The organism is Streptomyces sp. NPDC085524, from assembly GCF_044541755.1.
GTDB lineage: Bacteria > Actinomycetota > Actinomycetes > Streptomycetales > Streptomycetaceae > Streptomyces.
This window is the reverse complement of sequence record NZ_JBITTH010000012.1, coordinates 42,880-58,809: the sequence shown is the minus strand read 5'-3', so window position 1 is coordinate 58,809 and position 15,930 is coordinate 42,880. Positions and strand designations below refer to the sequence as shown.

General features: G+C 74.2%; 14 protein-coding genes and 1 pseudogene. 8 read left to right on the top strand and 7 right to left on the bottom strand.

Features of this window, described 5'->3' with window-relative positions; genetic code table 11:
• Window positions 1–24 precede the first annotated feature (24 nt).
• Entirely contained in the window at window positions 25–2,298 is a 2,274-nt protein-coding gene (locus ACIGFK_RS19995; RefSeq protein ID WP_400052926.1) for a protein kinase, read from the bottom strand.
• Window positions 2,299–2,534: 236 nt separating this feature from the next.
• On the opposite strand from ACIGFK_RS19995, the gene ACIGFK_RS19990 reads away from it, so the two are divergent.
• The 8 genes from ACIGFK_RS19990 (at window position 2,535) to ACIGFK_RS19955 (ending at window position 9,345) form a co-directional block, all read left to right on the top strand.
• On the top strand, window positions 2,535–3,389 hold the full coding sequence (locus tag ACIGFK_RS19990; protein ID WP_400052924.1) for a CAP domain-containing protein: 855 nt from the start codon (window positions 2,535–2,537) through the stop codon (window positions 3,387–3,389).
• Window positions 3,390–3,587: 198 nt separating this feature from the next.
• Entirely contained in the window at window positions 3,588–4,148 is a 561-nt protein-coding gene (locus ACIGFK_RS19985; protein WP_400052922.1) for a hypothetical protein, read from the top strand.
• A gap of 272 nt (window positions 4,149–4,420) precedes the next feature.
• Window positions 4,421–5,137: a thioredoxin family protein gene (locus ACIGFK_RS19980; protein WP_376656080.1), complete on the top strand. Its 717-nt coding sequence runs from the start codon at window positions 4,421–4,423 to the stop codon at window positions 5,135–5,137.
• Window positions 5,134–5,766, top strand: a complete 633-nt coding sequence (locus tag ACIGFK_RS19975; RefSeq protein ID WP_376656081.1) for a TlpA disulfide reductase family protein — start codon at window positions 5,134–5,136, stop codon at window positions 5,764–5,766. Before ACIGFK_RS19980 ends, ACIGFK_RS19975 begins: the two co-directional genes overlap by 4 nt.
• Window positions 5,763–6,545 (top strand): cytochrome c biogenesis CcdA family protein, encoded by a 783-nt coding sequence (locus tag ACIGFK_RS19970; RefSeq protein ID WP_376656082.1) that lies wholly within the window; start codon window positions 5,763–5,765, stop codon window positions 6,543–6,545. Before ACIGFK_RS19975 ends, ACIGFK_RS19970 begins: the two co-directional genes overlap by 4 nt.
• A gap of 72 nt (window positions 6,546–6,617) precedes the next feature.
• Window positions 6,618–7,181, top strand: a complete 564-nt coding sequence (locus ACIGFK_RS19965; RefSeq protein ID WP_376656083.1) for a hypothetical protein — start codon at window positions 6,618–6,620, stop codon at window positions 7,179–7,181.
• 26 nt (window positions 7,182–7,207) lie between these two features.
• Window positions 7,208–7,945 (top strand): response regulator transcription factor, encoded by a 738-nt coding sequence (locus ACIGFK_RS19960; RefSeq protein ID WP_376656084.1) that lies wholly within the window; start codon window positions 7,208–7,210, stop codon window positions 7,943–7,945.
• Complete coding sequence (locus tag ACIGFK_RS19955; RefSeq protein ID WP_386465493.1) at window positions 7,942–9,345, top strand: ATP-binding protein; 1,404 nt, start codon at window positions 7,942–7,944, stop codon at window positions 9,343–9,345. The genes ACIGFK_RS19960 and ACIGFK_RS19955 overlap by 4 nt, the downstream gene beginning before the upstream one ends.
• A 9-nt stretch (window positions 9,346–9,354) precedes the next feature.
• On the opposite strand, the gene ACIGFK_RS19950 is transcribed toward ACIGFK_RS19955, so the two are convergent.
• The 6 genes and pseudogenes from ACIGFK_RS19950 to ACIGFK_RS19925 all read right to left on the bottom strand — a co-directional run.
• Complete coding sequence (locus ACIGFK_RS19950) at window positions 9,355–10,086, bottom strand: DUF2993 domain-containing protein (protein WP_376656086.1); 732 nt, start codon at window positions 10,084–10,086, stop codon at window positions 9,355–9,357.
• Window positions 10,083–12,326, bottom strand: a complete 2,244-nt coding sequence (locus ACIGFK_RS19945) for an MMPL family transporter (protein ID WP_386465489.1) — start codon at window positions 12,324–12,326, stop codon at window positions 10,083–10,085. The genes ACIGFK_RS19950 and ACIGFK_RS19945 overlap by 4 nt, the downstream gene beginning before the upstream one ends.
• A gap of 64 nt (window positions 12,327–12,390) precedes the next feature.
• Window positions 12,391–13,800 carry an ATP-binding protein gene (locus ACIGFK_RS19940; protein WP_376656088.1) on the bottom strand — a complete coding sequence of 470 codons (1,410 nt, stop codon included), beginning with the start codon at window positions 13,798–13,800 and terminating at the stop codon, window positions 12,391–12,393.
• A complete protein-coding gene (locus ACIGFK_RS19935) occupies window positions 13,797–14,483 on the bottom strand; it encodes a response regulator transcription factor (RefSeq protein ID WP_386465483.1) in 687 nt (228 codons plus the stop codon). The genes ACIGFK_RS19940 and ACIGFK_RS19935 overlap by 4 nt, the downstream gene beginning before the upstream one ends.
• Before the next feature lie 112 nt (window positions 14,484–14,595).
• Window positions 14,596–15,207 carry a TetR/AcrR family transcriptional regulator gene (locus tag ACIGFK_RS19930; RefSeq protein ID WP_376660610.1) on the bottom strand — a complete coding sequence of 204 codons (612 nt, stop codon included), beginning with the start codon at window positions 15,205–15,207 and terminating at the stop codon, window positions 14,596–14,598.
• Between the two features lie 134 nt (window positions 15,208–15,341).
• Window positions 15,342–15,899: pseudogene (locus ACIGFK_RS19925) on the bottom strand (3-hydroxyacyl-CoA dehydrogenase NAD-binding domain-containing protein); the annotation flags it as partial.
• Window positions 15,900–15,930: the final 31 nt, after the last annotated feature.

The following is a 15,930-nucleotide window of genomic DNA, read 5'->3' as shown; positions in this document are numbered from 1 at the left end:
TCGGCGTGCCGCGTCCTGCCGGTCTCAGCGCCAGGAGGGATGGCCTTCGCCGGAGGAACCGGTGGTGAGCTTGCGCTCGTCGGTCCCGTCCGCACGTACGGCCCAGATCACGGGCTTCTCGTACGGACCCCGGACGAAGGCCACCCAGGTGCCGTCCGCGGACCACGTGGGGTCCATCTCGTGGGCGTCGGTGGCCACCAGGTCGCGATCGCCGGTGCCGTCGGCGCCGACGAGCCGGATGTCGCCCTGGGTGCCCTTGCCGTACGTCCCCGCGGTGTACGCGAAGGTCTTGCCGTCCGGGGACCACACCGGGTCGAGCGCCGGATGCGGCAGCCGGGTCACCTGCTCCGGGGCGCGGTCCGGGGAGGCGGGGTCGACCAGGTGGACCTGCCAGTTCTCGGGCTCCGTCTGCAGACAGACCGCGATGTGCTTGCCGTCCGGCGACCACGCGGGGTCCTCGACCTGGCCGGTGCCGAAGGTGAGCTGCCGGGCCGAGCCGTCGGCGACGTCGACCGCGAACAGCTGCTGCACGCCGTCCTTCTTGCGCAGTACGGCGAGCCGGCTGCCGTCCGGAGACCAGGACACCCTGCCCCCGGCGATGGGGGCGACACGACGCGGGTTCGATCCGTCCGCGTCGGCGGTCCAGACGGCCGTGCCCTCGGCGGTCGTGCGGGTGAACGCGAACGACTTGCGGTCGGGGGACCACTGGGGCAGTACGTCGCACGCGCTGCCCGTGACGAGCCGGACGGGTGCGTCCGCGGTGGGGTCCCGGCGGGCGATGACGCCGTGACAGGTCCCGGGCCAGCCCGGAGCGGTGTCCTGCCGGATGAGCAGCGGGCCGGTCGGGAACGGAGCGGGGGAAGGGGCGGCGGCCGAGCCGGTGGGAGCGATGGCCCCGGACTTGCCGCTGTCGCCGGGGGAGCCCTTCCAGGGCTGCCACACGAACAGCCCGGCGGCCGCGAGGGAGACCACGAGCGCCGCAGCGATGACCGCGCGGCGCCGCCGGGACCGCTCCTCGGCCGGCTCCTGCACCTGCGTGGGCGCGGGGGTGAGCACCGCTGCGGGGCCCGTCACGGTCGGCAGTTGCGGCTGGGGTTGTGGCTGCGGTTGCGGCCGGGGCCGTTCCGTACGGGGCTCCGCGCCGGCGGGGCGGGCGGTGTCCGGTGCCGTGACGTCCGGTGACGGGGCGTTGCGGGCAGGGGAGCCCAGGACCGGGGTGCTCCCGACCGGGGCGGCGTTCTGGGCCGGGGTGTCCCGCCCGGGGGTGCTCCCGACCGGGGTGTTCTGGGCGGAGGGGATTCCACTCGGGGTGTTCAGGGCCGGGGCGTTCTGGGCGGGCGTGTTCCGGGCGGGGGTGTCCAGGGCCGGAGTGTCCGGCACCGGGGTGTCGGGCGCGGTGGGTTGCGCGGTGGGTTCCGGGGAGGGCTGGGCGGCCGGTTCCTGCCGCGGAAGCAGCTGCGAGGCCGCGTCCGGCAGCCAGTTGTCACCGGCGGGGTGGCGGACGGTCAGGCTGCTCAGGAAGGAGGTCGGCGTGGGCCGGGAGTCCGGATCCTTGGACAGGCAGGCGCCGATGAGCCCGCGGAGTTCGCCGGGAACGGCGGTCAGGTCCGGCTCCTCGTGGACGACCATGTAGTGCCGGGCCGCGGACGGGCCGTCGCCGAAGGGGGAGCCGCCCGCCGCCTGGGTGAGGACCACCCCCAGCGCGAACATGTCGACCGCGGGGGTGACGGTGCCGCCGGTGAGCTGCTCGGGCGCCAGGAATCCCGGCGTGCCGATCTGCAGTCCGGTCTGCGTCAGGGCCGTGCCGTCCAGGGCCCGCGCGATGCCGAAGTCGATCACGCGCGGTCCGTCCTCCGCGACGATGATGTTCGCCGGCTTGAGGTCGCGGTGGATGACTCCCACCCGGTGGATCGCCTCGAGCGCCTCGGCCAGGCCGGCCGCCAGGACGGTGAGCGTGTCCAGCGGCAGCGATCCCACGCGCGCGAGCACCGCCTGCAGGGTGGGGCCGGGTACGAAGGCGGTCACCAGCCAGGCCGGATCCCCGTCCGGGTCGGCGTCGACGACCGGAGCGGTGTGGAAGCCGCCGACCCGGCGCGAGGCCGCCACCTCGTCGGCGAACCGCCGCTTGAAGCCCGGCTCGCTGCACAGCTCCGGACGTACGACCTTGACGGCGACCGCACGGCCGGACCGGGACCGGCCCAGGTAGACCACGCCCATGCCCCCCTGGCCGAGCCGTCCCAGCAGCCGGTAGCGGCCCTCGCCGACCGAGGTGGGATCGCCCGCTTCGAGCGGCTTCATGGGTTCCCCGTTTCGCACGTTGAGCAATGAACAGCCTCTCCCTACCCGTCGAGCCGCTCGGCAGTCAAGCGAGGTCCACGCTCTGAGGTGGGCGATTGGTCCCGTTCGTTCCTGAGCCGATCCTGCGGGCTTCCTTAAGGGACCTTGAAGAACGCCTCGCGGCAGCTCTTTTGGCTGGTCACAGCCCTAGGCTCGGTCGCACCCGTCCACCCCCTTCCCCCTGAGGTGCCACAGGCATGAGCCGCATCCCCACTCCCGGAACACCGTCCCGCGCCGGGGCGCGGCGGAAGAAGAAGGTGCGCACGCGCATCGTGCTGTCGCTCACCGCCGCGGCCGCGGCGGTCGCGGTCGGCGTCGCGGTGGCCGACTCCGACGGCGGGAGTGCGGACTCGGGGGCCGGCGCCGCCGGCGGGACGAAATCCGGTGCGGCCGGATCCGGTGGCGAGGGGGCGACGGCAGCCCCCTCCGCCGCCCTTCCCACCCTCCCCACCGGCTCCCCGTCCGCGACCGGTGCCACGCCGTCCGGGACCCCCGGCGCCGATGCCACGGTTTCGGCCGCCCCCGCGAAATCCGAGGCGCAGGGGAGCCGTTCCGCCGCTGCGCCGCCGCCCCCCGCCGGCAAGCCCGCGCGGCCGCCCGCCACGACCGGGGGCGGCAGTTCCGGTGGTTCGGGCGGCTCGGGCGGCTCGGGCGGCTCCTCCGGGGCGTCCGATTCCGAGTCGGCCGTCCTCGCCCTGGTCAACAAGGAGCGGGCAGCGGCCGGGTGCGGTCCGCTGACCACGAACTCCAAGCTGAGCGCGGCGGCACGGGCGTACAGCGACACCATGGCCCGCAGCGGCGTCATGTCCCACACCGGACCCGACGGGTCGACGATGACCTCCCGCGTGGAGGACGCCGGATACGGATGGTCGCGCCTGGGCGAGAACATAGCCCGCGGACAGGCGGATGCCGACGCCGTCATGAACGCGTGGATGAACAGCCCCGGCCACAAGGCCAACATCCTCAACTGCGCCTTCAAGGAGATCGGCATCGGCGTCCACAAGGGCGACGGCGGCCCTTGGTGGACGCAGGACTTCGGAGCGCCGAAGTAGCGGTCCCCGCGCCGGCCCAGCCTCCCCGCCGCCGCGCGGTGGACGTCCCCCTGACCCGTATGCCGGTCAGGGGGACGTCGGCGTTCCCGCGGCCGGGCCGGGCGGAGAGGGCGGGCCGCAGCGGGCCGGATGCCCGGGCCGCCGCCGTTCCGGGGGAGGTGGTGACGGGCCCTCCGGTGCGTCGGCCACTATGGGGCCGTGCCAAGAATTCCGCGCTACCTGCTCATATGGCTGTCGTGCACGGCCGCCAGCGTGACCGCCGTGCTGGGCACGGTCCAGTTCGTGGTCGGCTCGACCAGGCATACGCCCCCGGTCGCGCAGTCCGCCCCGATGGTCTTCGATTCGCCGCCCGCGTGGCAGGCCGGGCAGGGCCGGTCGCCGAGCCCGCAGTCCCCGAGCGCCTCCGCCACCGACTCGCCCGGCGAGACGGTACGCCCCTCCTCCTCGGCCCCGGTGCCGCCCACCGCGAAGGCCTCGACCGGAGCGCCCCGGACGACGGCGCCGAAGCCCGCCGTGGACTGCGAGGGCGGCCCGGGTCTGCACACCGTGCCCTCCGAGGGCGGCAAGGCCACGGTGCGGTACGGGAGCCGCGGCGTGTGCCTGATCTCCGCGATCCCCGGTCTCGGCTTCAAGGCCACCACGTCGCAGACCTCCAACGACACCCTGACGGTCACCTTCACCGGCGCGAACCACCGCTCCGTCATCACGGCGACGATCGAACCCATGGCGAAGGCCAGTGTCCGTGAGACGTCGTTCTGAGACCTCCTGGTCCCTTTCAGGGGTTTCACCCCTCCGTATGCCCTCATCTCCCGAGCCCCGGCGAAGCGGAAGGTGAGCTCTTCCTTAGGGGAACCTCAAGATCACGCCGACACGGTTCCGGAGGCACTGAGCGGTCCTATGCTCGCGTCAGCCGAGTGGCCCTCGGCGCCCGGGCGTGACGCCCCGGCGATGTGACGGGCCGCCGGTTTCACCGATCCGGGAAGCGTTCCGGCCTTCCCGCGAACCGAACCGTGCCTTGGGGTGTCTTCGCCATGAGTTCTCGCATACTCCGACCCGCTCTCGTCACCGCGGCCGTCGTCGCCGTGGGGCTGACCACCGCGTGCGGGCCGTCCTCCGAGTCCGCGGGCTCCGCCGCGCCGGCCGCGGTGGGACAGTCGTCGGACGCCCTCGCCGCCGACGCCGCGCAGTCCGCCTCGGCCTCCGCCTCCGCTTCCGCCGAGGCCTCCCCGAGTTCCTCGGCCTCGCCGTCGCCCTCGGCCAGTGCCGCCACCGGCTCCTCGCCGAGCCCCTCGCGCGCCCAGACGCAGGCCGCGCCCAAGCCCTCCCGGACGTCCGCCGCGCCCGCCCCGGCGAAGGTCCCGGGGCCCGGCTACGACAGTTCCGCCGATGCGCAGCAGCTGATCAACGCGGCGCTGAGCTCGGCGAAGGCCGACGGGAGGATGGTGCTGCTCGACTTCGGCGCCAACTGGTGCGGCAACTGCAAGGCGGCCGACAAGGTGTTCGGCCAGTCGCAGACGGCGGCGCTCCTCGGTTCCTCCTACCACCTGGTCAAGATCGACATCGGTGGCAACAGCTCCGCCAACTCCGCGCTCCTGCGCAAGTACAGCCCCTCGGGCGGCACGTACAAGATGCCCGTCCTCGTCGTCGTCAGCCCCTCCGGCACGGTGCGCGTCGACACCCACGCCACCGGCAACCCCAGCCTGACCTCGGAGGGGATCAACTCCTTCCTGCGTCAGTGGGCGTCATGAGACGACCGGTTCTGCGGCCCGCCGTCCTGGCGGGTGCCGGCCTGGTGGTGGCGGCCGCCGGCTGCCTCTTCGCAGCCACCGGCAGCGGCGCCCACGCCGGCGGGGCCGACGCCGGCGAGGGCGGCGCGGGTGTGGGCGGCGCGGGTGTGGTCAACGCCGCCGCCGCGGCCACGGTCGTCGACTCCGACGCCCGGCCGGCCGCCCCCGCGCTGGCGGGTGACGACCTGGACGGGAAGCCCGTCAGCCTCTCCGAGTTCCGCGGCCAGGTCGTCGTGCTGAACGTCTGGGGGTCGTGGTGCGGCCCCTGCCGGGCCGAGGCCGACGACCTGGAGCGGCTCGGCGAGCGGACCCGGGACCAGGGAGTCCGGTTCCTCGGGATCAACACCCGCGACCGGGACCGGGCGGCCGCGCAGTCCTTCGTACGCGCACACGGCCTGGAGTTCCCCAGCCTCCACGATCCCGCGGGCGAGCTCCTGCTCCGTTTCCCTCCCGAGCTCCTCAACCCGCAGACCATCCCCTCGACCCTCGTGATCGACCGCCGCGGACGCGTCGCCGTCAGCATCGGGGGCGCGGTCACCGAGGAGGAGCTGGCGCCGCTGGTCGCGCGCGTGGCCGGGGAGGCGCCGTGACGGCCCTCACGGGCGTGTCCCTCGCCGCCTCGGCCGCCCCGTCCCTCCTCCACGGGACGCTGGCCGTGGCCGCTCCCGTGGCGTTCTTCGCGGGGCTCGTCTCCTTCCTCTCGCCCTGCGTACTGCCCCTGGTGCCGGGCTACCTCAGCTACGTCACGAGCCTGTCGGTCTCCGACCTGGCGGAGGCCCGCGGCGGGCAGCGCAGCCGCATGGCCGCCGGCGCGGTGCTCTTCGTCCTGGGCTTCACGGCCGTACTCGTCTCCGGAGGCGCCCTGTTCGGGTACTTCGGTCGCAGCCTGCTGGCCCACCAGGAGGTGGTCACCCAGGTGCTCGGCGTCTTCACCGTGCTGATGGGGCTGTCCTTCATGGGACTCCTGCCGGGCTTCACGCAGCGGGAGTTCCGCAGCCACCGGCGGCCCGTGCTCGGACTGGCGGGCGCCCCCGTCCTGGGGGCCGTGTTCGCCGTCGGGTGGACGCCGTGCATCGGCCCGACGCTGGCCGCCGTACAGGCACTGGCCTGGAGCGAGGCGAGCGCGGGGCGCGGCGCCCTGCTGATGGCGGCCTACTGCCTGGGCCTGGGCATGCCCTTCGTGCTGGCCGCGCTGGCCTTCCGCCGGGCGCTGGGCGCCTTCGGCCTGGTCAAACGCCACTACCAGTGGGTCCTGCGGCTCGGCGGCGGGATGCTCGTACTCGTCGGCGTGCTGCTGGCCACCGGCATCTGGAACGACCTCGTGTACCGGCTGCAGTTGTGGAGCGCCGACTTCACCGCAGCCTTCTAGTGCCCCTTCCCCTTCCCCTTCCCTTTCTCCTTCCCCTTCCCGGAACGAACGCGCAGAGGCAGAGACCCACCGATGAGCATGTCCGATTACGTGAGGCGTTCCCGCAAGGCCCGCACGGCGGCCGCCCTGCTCCCCCTGGCCGCCCTCGCTGCGTGCGGCGGGCAGACCGCCGGGAGCCGCGCCGCAGCGCCCACGACGAGCTTCACCGAGAACGGGGTCACCGTCACCCTGTCGGTGTCCGCATGGCACGGCCCGAACGGCACCCTCACCGCGGTCTTCACCCCCGAGGAGAAGGGGTTCCACCTCTACAGCACCGACCTGCCGGCCACCGGGATCGAGGGCGTGGGCAGGCCGACCGCCGTGGACGTCACCGGGGTCCTGCGGGCCGACGGGAAGCTGAAGGCCTCCGCGGACGTACGGACGATCAGCGTGCCCGGCGTCGAGGCCCCCGTCCCCGTCTACCCCGACGGCCCCGTCACCACCACCCTGCCCGTCCGCTCGGACGGCAACGGGGAGGCGACCGTACTGCTCGGCTACGCGAGCTGCAGTTCCCAGGAGGGCTGCACCATCCCGGTCTCCGACCGGCCCGTGCACCTGCGCATCACCGACGACGGCCCGGCCTTCGGTGACCGATAGAACGATCGTTCACCTAAGGTGTGCGCATGCCGAGCGTCCTGGTCGTCGAAGACGACCCCAGCATCCGCCAGTCACTGATAGAGGTCCTGGCGGAACACGGGTATGCCGTCCGCAGCGTGGGCGACGGCTTCGGCGCCCTGCGTGAGGTCACCCAGGCGCCGGTCGACGCCGTCGTCCTCGACCTGGGGCTGCCCGACCTGGACGGAGGGGACGCACTGCGCATGATCCGGGGCATATCCTCCGTTCCCGTCCTCGTGGCAACCGCCCGTGACGACGAGACGGAAATCATCCGGCTCCTCAACGCGGGCGCCGACGACTACCTGGTCAAACCCTTCTCGGGGGGACAGCTCATCGCACGTCTCTCCGCCGTCCTCCGGCGCACCGGCCACGTCCCCTCCGGGCATGCGGCTCCGCCGCACGCCGGTCAGGGTGCGTGGCCGGCGCCGGCGGCCGAACCGCTGCGCGCCACCGTCGTGGGGGAGTTGGCGGTCGATCCCGGCGCCCGCACCGCCCACCTGGCCGGCCGTGAGCTCCACCTCACCCGCCGCGAGTTCGACCTCCTGGCCTTCCTCGCCCACCACACCGGGCAGGTGGTCTCCAAGCGGCGGCTGCTGACCGAGGTCTGGCGCGAACCGTACGTGGACGACCAGACCGTCGACGTGCACCTCTCGTCCCTGCGCCGCAAGCTCGGCGAACGCGCGGCGGCCCCGCGCTACCTGCTGACCGTCCGCGGCGTCGGCATCAAGCTGGTGGAGCCGCGGTGAGGCGCTCACTGGCCGGAGTGGCCCTGGCCGTCACGTCCATGGTCGCCCTCTCCTTCCTCATCCCGCTGGCAGCCCTGGTCATGTCGCTCGTCAAGGAGCAGAGCGTCACCGCGGCCGAGCAGCGGGCCGCGGCCCTGGCACCCGTACTGACGCTGACGACGGATCCGTCCGCCCTGCGGGAATCCGCCGCGAGCCTGGACGCGACCGAGCACCTGGTCGTGCACCTGCCGGACGCGCCCGCCCTCGGCAGTTCCCGGGCACCCGCCGCGCTGCTCGAACGGGCGGAGCAGGGGCGCGAGTCCATCTCGCAGGCGGTCCCCGGCGGCTGGATCTGCCTGCAGCCGGTGGTGCTGCCCGGAGACCGGGTCGCCGTCATCGAGAACTTCGTCCCGGAGCAGGAGCTGACCCGCGGGGTCAAGGCCTCCTGGGCGGTCATGCTCCTCCTCGCCGTGGGTCTGGTCGGCGGTTCCGTGCTGGTCGCCGACCGGCTCGGCGCGAAGGTCGTCAGGTCCTCCAAGAGACTCGCCCACGCCTCCCACGCGCTGGGACAGGGCAATCTGGAAGCCCGCGTGGAGCCCATGGGCCCCAAGGAACTCCGCGACGCCGGCGTCGCCTTCAACGCGATGGCCCACCGGATGACCGAACTGCTCGCCGTCGAACGCGAACTGGTCGCCGACCTCTCCCACCGGCTCCGCACCCCGCTGACCGCCCTGCACCTGGCCTCGGAACGCATGGGGGGCTCACCGGAGTCGGCCAGGGTCGAGGCGGCCGTGTGCGAGCTGGAGACGGAACTCCAGGCCATCATCACCGCGGCGCGCACCCCGCTCGCCGTGGGCCCGATGGGCCAGGGCATGCTCGGCACGGAGGCGGGAACGGGCCACCACACCACCGGTGCGGCACCGGCCGGACCCCGCTGCGAGGCGGCCGACGTGGTCCGCCGCCGGACCGCGTTCTGGGCGGTCCTGGCGGAGCAGCAGGACCGGCCCTGCTCCCTCGACATCACCCAGGAGCCCTCGCCCGTCGGCCTGTCCGACGACGACCTCGCCGCCGTGGTGGACGCGCTCATCGGCAACATCTTCCGGCACACCCCGTCCGGCACCCCGTTCGGCGTGCGCGTCGTCCGGACCGCCCTGGCCGTGGAACTGGTCGTGGAGGACGGCGGTCCGGGCATCCCCGAACCGGACCGGGCCCTCTCCCGCGGGAGCAGTACGGGATCCTCCGGGCTCGGCCTCGACATCGCCCGCAGGGCGGCGGCCGTCACCGGCGGCTCGATGCAGGTCACCCGAGGCCCCCGCGGGGGCGCGCAGATCACCGTCTCCTTCGAACTCGCCACCCCCGCCCCGTCCGGCCGCCGGCCGCGCACGTCCCGACGGCGTACGGGCTGGCCGCGCGGCCGGTGACCGCCCCGGTCAGGCCCCCAGGGGGCCGGGCCCGGCCGCCAGCGCCACGTGGAGGCCGTCGGGCCGGACGTGTACGGAGGTGGCCCTGAGCCCGAGCGGGTACTCCTTCGGCGCTCCGGGCCCGGCGCCGAACGCGCCGTCGCCCGCCCCGAGCCGGTCGGCGGGGACGGACCGGCCGAACAGGGTGAGCCCGTCGACGGTGAGGCCGACGCGGCCGTCCGCGAGTACGGGACGCAGCGTCAGCTGCCCGGCGCCGCCCGGGCCGACCGAGGCGAGGACGGTGCCCCGCGCCGGGTCGGTGGTCACCGCGCCCACCCGTACGGAGGGCGCGGCGGTCCGGATCGCGGCCGCGATGGACTCGGTGGAAGCCGTCACCTCGGCGTGGGCGGCGCCGACGGTGGTCTTCCCGCCGAACCGGACGTCGTCGAGCCGGGCCTCGACCTTGAGGTGGTCGAGCCGCCCGGTGCGGGCGTCGTCGCTGCTGATGTCGAGCCGGGGGATGCGCTCCTGCACCAGCTGCCACAGGACCCAGTCGCCGGCTGCGCTGACGGCCACGTCGTCGCCGAGTGCGGGGGCGGCCGCGGCGATCCGGTTCCGGAGCACGCCGCGGGCGGCGAACTCGGCCGCTCCCGCGCCGAGAACGGCCACCAGCGCCACGGCGGCCGTGACGGTCAGGGCGAGGTGGCGGCGCAGCGCGGCCCGGATCTTCACCGGTCGCCGCTTCACCGGTGGCCGCTTCACCGGTGGTCTCCCCGGGCGGACGTGAGGACGGTGGCGGGCGCGGAGGGGACCGGCGGGGGAGGAGGGGCCGCGGGCCCTTCCGGGTCGAGGTGCGGAAGGAAACGGTCCAGCCAGGCGGGGAGCCACCAGTTGGCGCGCCCGAGCAGGTACATGGACGCGGGCACCAGGAGCAGCCGGACCACGGTCGCGTCGATGATGACGCTGACGCCCAGGCCGAGCGCGAGCATCTTGACGGCGACGTTCGTGGAGAGCAGGAACGCCAGGAAGACACTGGTCATGATGAGTGCCGCGCAGGTGATGACGCGGGCCGTGGCGGCGAGGCCGGTGGCGACGGCGAGGTGGTTGTCCCTGCGGTGCAGCCACGTCTCGCGGATCCGGGAGAGCAGGAACACCTCGTAGTCCATGGAGAGTCCGAAGACGATCGCGAACATCATCACCGGCACGTACGACTCGACGGGCACCTTCTCGGTGACGCCGAACAGCGCACCGCCCCAGCCCCACTGGAAGACCGCGACGACCACGCCGTACGCGGCGGCGATCGAGAACAGGTTGAGCACGGCGGCCTTGAGGGCGATGAGCGGGCTGCGGAAGACGGTGAGCAGCAGCAGGAACGCGGCGGCGACGACCACACCGATGATGAGGGGCAGTTTGGCCGAGAGGGTGTCGGTGAAGGTCTGCGCGGCGGCTGCGGTGCCGGTGACGTAGCCGGTGGCGCCGGTGCCCGACAGCGCCTGCGGCAGGGTGTCGTCCTGCAGGGTGTGGATCAGGTCGCCGGTGGCCGCGTCCTGCGGACCGGTGGCGGGAGTGACCGTGGTGACGAGCAGGACGTGGTCGGGACTGGCGACGGGAGCCGTCACGGAGGCGACCCCGGGCACGGCCGTCAGGCTGCTCCGCAGCGAGGCGGCGAGGTCCCCGCGCTGCTTGTCGTCGGCGACCTGCCGGCTGTCGAGCTGGGTGACGACGGTGAGCGGTCCGTTGGCGCCGGGGCCGAATCCCTCGGTGATCAGGTCGTAGGCACGGCGGTCGGTACGGCTGGTGGACTGCGCTCCGGCGTCGACGTGCCCGAGCTGCATGGACGCCACCGGCACGGAGAGGACGCCGAGCACCAGCAGGCCGCCGGCCAGGAAGAGCCAGGGACGGCGGCTGACCAGAACGGCCCAGCGGTGCCACACGTCCGACTCACCGGTGGGTTCGGTGACCGGGGTGCGCACGTGGAGGCGGTCGATACGGTGCCCGAGCAGGCCCAGCAGCGCGGGGGTCAGCGTCACCGACGCGGCGGCGGCCACGACGACGCTGAGCCCGGCCGCGACGCCGAGGGTCCCGATGAAGCCGACGCCGGACACGCACAGCCCGGCCAGGGCCATGGCGACCGTGGCGGCGGCGACCAGCACGGCACGCCCGCTGGTGGCGACCGTACGCCCGACCGCCTCGGCGGGATCCGCCCCGGCCTGCAGCAGGGCCCGGTGGCGGGTGGCGAGGAAGAGCGCGTAGTCGATGCCGACACCGAGGCCCATCATCGAGGCCAGGGTCGGGGCCGCCTGGCCGAAGTCGAAGTGCCCGGCCAGCAGTCCGAGACCGGCCAGGCTGACGGCGAGGCCGAGTACCGCCGTCACCAGCGGCAGGCCGGTGGCGGCGACGCTGCCGAAGCCGATCAGCAGCACCAGCACGGCGACGGCCAGGCCGATGGCCTCCGAGGTGCGGTCGGCGGACTTCGGCGTGGCCAGCTGCCCGAGCGGGGACCCGTACTCGACGGTGACGCCGTCGGCGCGCAGGGGCTCGACCGCGGTGTCCACCTCGGCGAGGTAGGAGGAGCCGAAGGAAGCGGGGTTGCCGTCGAAGCGGACGGTCAGCTGCGCGATGTCGCCGCTCGCGGAAACCGCGCCGGGGGTGGTGAGCGGGTCGGACACGGACAGGACGTCCGGCAGGCGGCTCAGGTTGCCGACGGCCGATTCGATCGCGGCCCGGTGCCCGGTGACGGAACCCTGGTCCGACCGCAGCACGAGGGGGGAGGCCGTGCCCCCGGAACCGCTGGTGTGGGCCTGGAGCAGGTCGGCGCCGGTCTGGGTGCGGGTCCCTGGCAGCGAGAAGCCGTCCGCGAAGGCGCCGCCCCACGCGCGGCTCGCCAGTCCGAGGCCGACGAGGAGCAGGACCCACAGGGCGACGACCCGCCAGGCGTGCCGGGCGCACCAGCGCCCGCTGCGGTGGAGGAGGCCGGGTACCGCGGCCGATGGAGAGTTCATGGGTGCCACGGTGCGCGGTGCGGGTAAGGGGGACGTTGGCGCATTGTTCGGGGAATGTACGGACTCACGGCCCGGGCGGCATCCCCTCGCGCTCCCCGGGCGCGGGCGGGAGGGCGAGGGTGAAGCAGGCCCCGCCCTCCGGGCCGTGCCCCTCGACGCCGAGGGTGCCGCCGAGGCGGCCGGCCAGGCGGTGGGCGATGGCCAGCCCCAGACCGCTGCCGACGGGGCGGGTGTCCCGGTAGCGCTCGTGCAGGGCGCCGTGGTCGAAGGCCACGCGTACGTCGTCCTCGGTGAGGCCGGGCCCGCCGTCGCGGACCTGCACCTCGGCCCCGCCGCCGGCCGCCGCACGGACGGCGAGGACCAGCGGCGCGCCCTCGGGCGTGACCCGCAGGGCGTTCTGCACGAGGCCGTCGATCAGCTGGCGCACCCGGAAGGCGTCCGTGCCGACGACGACGGCCTGCCCGGGCCGCTCCAGACGGAGTTCGACCCCGTGGCGTGCGCAGGGGCCGGTCCAGAACGCGGCGGCCTCGGCGGCGACCGTACACAGGTCGGCGGGGGCCACGTCGAGGCGGAACTCGTCCGCCTCCAGCCGGGCCAGGTCCAGCAGGTCCCCCAGGAACCGGTCCAGGCGGCGGGTCTCGTCGGCCAGGATGCCGCCGACCTCGGCCACGCGGTCCGGTTCGATCAGGCCGTCGGCGAGCGCCTCGGCGTATCCCTGCAACGCGGTCAGGGGCGTGCGCAGGTCGTGGGAGACGGACAGCAGGAACTCCCGCTGCCGGTTCTCGCTCCGCGCCAGCGCCCCGTCCAGGACGTTGAGGGCGCGCCCGATGTCCGCCGCCTCCCGGGGGCCGTCCACCGGAGCCGGTACGCCCCGTTCGCCGTCGGCGAGCCGGTGCGCGATCTGCGCGGCCGTCACCAGCGGACGGGCGATGCGGCGGGCCAGGAGGGCCCCGGCCAGGGCCGCGCCGAGCATGCCGGCGACCAGCGGCGCGACCACGTTGCGGCGGATCTGGTTCGTGGTGTCGGTGACGACCGCGTACGGCTCGGTCAGTACCACCGCGCCCCCGCGCACGCCGGGCCGGCCCACCAGCAGCACCTCCCGGCCGCCCAGGATGCCCGTCGTGGAGACCGGCTCCCCGGCCAGGAGCGCCGACTTCGACGCCCTGTCCACGGCCGGGGTGGCGGTTCCGCTCACCGTGCCGTCCGGGGCGATGACCGCGAGCTGCACCTCGTTCGGCCCGCCCAGTACCTGGGCGCCGTGGAAGAGGGCCTCGGACAGGGCCGGAAGGCGGCTGAGCACGGTCGCCTGACGCGTCAGCCGGTCGCGTTCGCGCTGCTCCGCACCGTGCGCCGCCGTCTGCCAGGCGATCAGCCCGGTCAACGCCACCGCGAGCGCCGCCACCGCCGTGGTCAGCACCACGATGTTGCGGGCGAGGGAGCCGCGGCGGCGCCCGTCGGGGCGGGGGCCGGTCACGCGCCGGGAGCCGTGGCGCTGTACCCGACGCCCCGGACCGTACGGATCGGGCTCGCGTCGCCGAGCTTGGAGCGCAGCTGCGAGACGAAGACGTCGACCATCCGGGTGTCGCGGTAGCCCGGGTACCCCCACACCTGGCTGAGCAGCTGCTCACGGGTGAAGACCTGCCCCACGTGCGTCAGCAGGTGCTCGAGCAGGTTGAACTCCGTGGCGGTGAGCTCGACCGGCTCGCCGTCGCGCCGCACGGTGCGGGTCCCCGGGTCCAGGCTGAGCCGCCCGACCGGCTCGGGCGGCCGGCCGGGCGGCCCCGCCGCCCGGCGCAGCACGGTCTTGACCCGGGCGACCAGCTCGCGCGGCGAGAACGGCTTGGTCAGATAGTCGTCCGCGCCCAGTTCGAGGCCGAGGATCCGGTCGGCCTCCTCGCCGCGTGCGGTGACCAGCAGTACCGGGGTCCAGTCGCCGGCATCGCGCAGGGCGCGGCAGAAGGCGATGCCGTCCATGCCGGGCAGGCCGATGTCCAGCACGATCGCCACGGGGCGCATCCGGCGCGCGGCGGCGAGCCCGGCGGTCCCGTCGGCCTCGACGTGGACGCCGAAACCCTCGCGCGCCAGGTAGAGCCGCTGCACATCGGAGATGTGGCGCTCGTCCTCGACGATCAGCACGAGGCCCTTGGACTGCGTCATCACTGCCTCTCACGCACGGCGAACCCGGTCGATGCTAGCCGCACCGACCCGGCTCACCGGTGGCCGCGCCGCCGCCCGTACATTCCCCGAACAAACGGCCTGCCGCCCCCGTTCACACCGCCGGGAAGGCCGGGGGGATCCCGAGGGCCGGTGCGATCGCCCGCCAGATCGCCGCCTGGGCCGTCTCGAGGCCGACCCGGGGGTCCTCCAGCATCAGGCGGATGCCCAGGCCGTCGCACAGGGCCAGCACCAGGGTGGCGAGTGCGGCGACGTCGCAGTCGGTGAACTCCCCGGAGGCGATGCCCCGTTCCACGACCCCGCCGACCCACGCGTGCAGCTGGTCGTACAGGTCGACGGCGAGGTGGCGGGCCGTCGCGTCGCGCTGGGAGCGCACCCACAGCTCCTGCCAGAGCTTCCAGTCCTGGTGGAGCTCCGGGTCCGTGGGCAGCATGCTCCGTACGATCCGGGCCAGGACCACGGCGGCGGGGAGCGAGTCGTCCTCGCTGCCGGTGTCCGTGCCGGTCTTGGCGAACGAGTGCGTCATCGCCTCGGCGAAGAGCTTCTCGCGGGTGTCGAAGTGGTAGTGCAGCAGGGCCTTGGAGACGGCGGCGTGCTCGGCGACCTTGCGCATGCTGACGTGCTCGAAACCGATCTCGGCGATCACTTCGCACGCCGCCGTGAGGATCCGCTCACGTGTCTCGAGTGCGCGCTCGGCCTTGGTCACGTCGGCTGCTCCCCGTGTCGGCGCCCGTCGGCGGGTGAGTGGGTGAACGGTCCCGGTACGGCGGTCCGGCCCGCCGCACCCGTGTCACCCGTACCCCCATCCTTGCCCATGGCGCGCCCCGTGCCGGGGTGGACGTGGAAACCGCGGCCCGACGTGCGGGCCAGCAGGCCCGCCTCCACCCTCCGGGACAGCGGCGGCGGGGCGTACAGCGGTTCCGGATGCTCCGCGTACATCGACCGGGCGATGGACCGCACGGTGTCCAGGGCGACCCCGGAGGCGAAGGCCTCCGCCCGGTGGACGGTCTCCTCGCCGGTGAGCAGGGAGGGCACGAGCTCCACGAGGGGGAGCACCGGGACCGGGTGGAAGAAGTGCATGCCGATCACCTGCTCCGGCCGCGAGGTCGCGGCCGCGAGCCGGACGACCGGGATGGAGGAGGTGTTCGTCGCCAGTACGGCGTCGGGGCCGTCCACCACCGCGTCGAGCCGGGCGAGGACGTCCACTTTGGCCCGCTCGTCCTCGGCCACCGCCTCGATCACCAGGTCCCGGTCCGCCATGTGCTTCAGGTCGGTGGTCACGGTGATCCGGGCGGCGGCGTCCGCCGTCCCGGCGGCGGTGAGTTCGCCGGCCGCGACGTCCCGGCCGGTGCGGGCGCAGACCTCGGCGATGCCGGATCCCATCAGTCCGCAGCCCACGACCCCGACCCGGTCCGTCCCGGAGGAGTCA

What these genes read in the sequence shown, in the direction of transcription:
- ACIGFK_RS19995 (WP_400052926.1), bottom strand. Translation starts at nt 2,298, where the DNA reads ATGAAGCCGCTCGAAGCGGGCGATCCCACCTCGGTCGGCGAGGGCCGC.
- ACIGFK_RS19990 (WP_400052924.1), top strand. Translation starts at nt 2,535, where the DNA reads ATGAGCCGCATCCCCACTCCCGGAACACCGTCCCGCGCCGGGGCGCGG.
- ACIGFK_RS19980 (WP_376656080.1), top strand. Translation starts at nt 4,421, where the DNA reads ATGAGTTCTCGCATACTCCGACCCGCTCTCGTCACCGCGGCCGTCGTC.
- ACIGFK_RS19975 (WP_376656081.1), top strand. Translation starts at nt 5,134, where the DNA reads ATGAGACGACCGGTTCTGCGGCCCGCCGTCCTGGCGGGTGCCGGCCTG.
- ACIGFK_RS19965 (WP_376656083.1), top strand. Translation starts at nt 6,618, where the DNA reads ATGAGCATGTCCGATTACGTGAGGCGTTCCCGCAAGGCCCGCACGGCG.
- ACIGFK_RS19960 (WP_376656084.1), top strand. Translation starts at nt 7,208, where the DNA reads ATGCCGAGCGTCCTGGTCGTCGAAGACGACCCCAGCATCCGCCAGTCA.
- ACIGFK_RS19945 (WP_386465489.1), bottom strand. Translation starts at nt 12,326, where the DNA reads ATGAACTCTCCATCGGCCGCGGTACCCGGCCTCCTCCACCGCAGCGGG.
- ACIGFK_RS19935 (WP_386465483.1), bottom strand. Translation starts at nt 14,483, where the DNA reads ATGACGCAGTCCAAGGGCCTCGTGCTGATCGTCGAGGACGAGCGCCAC.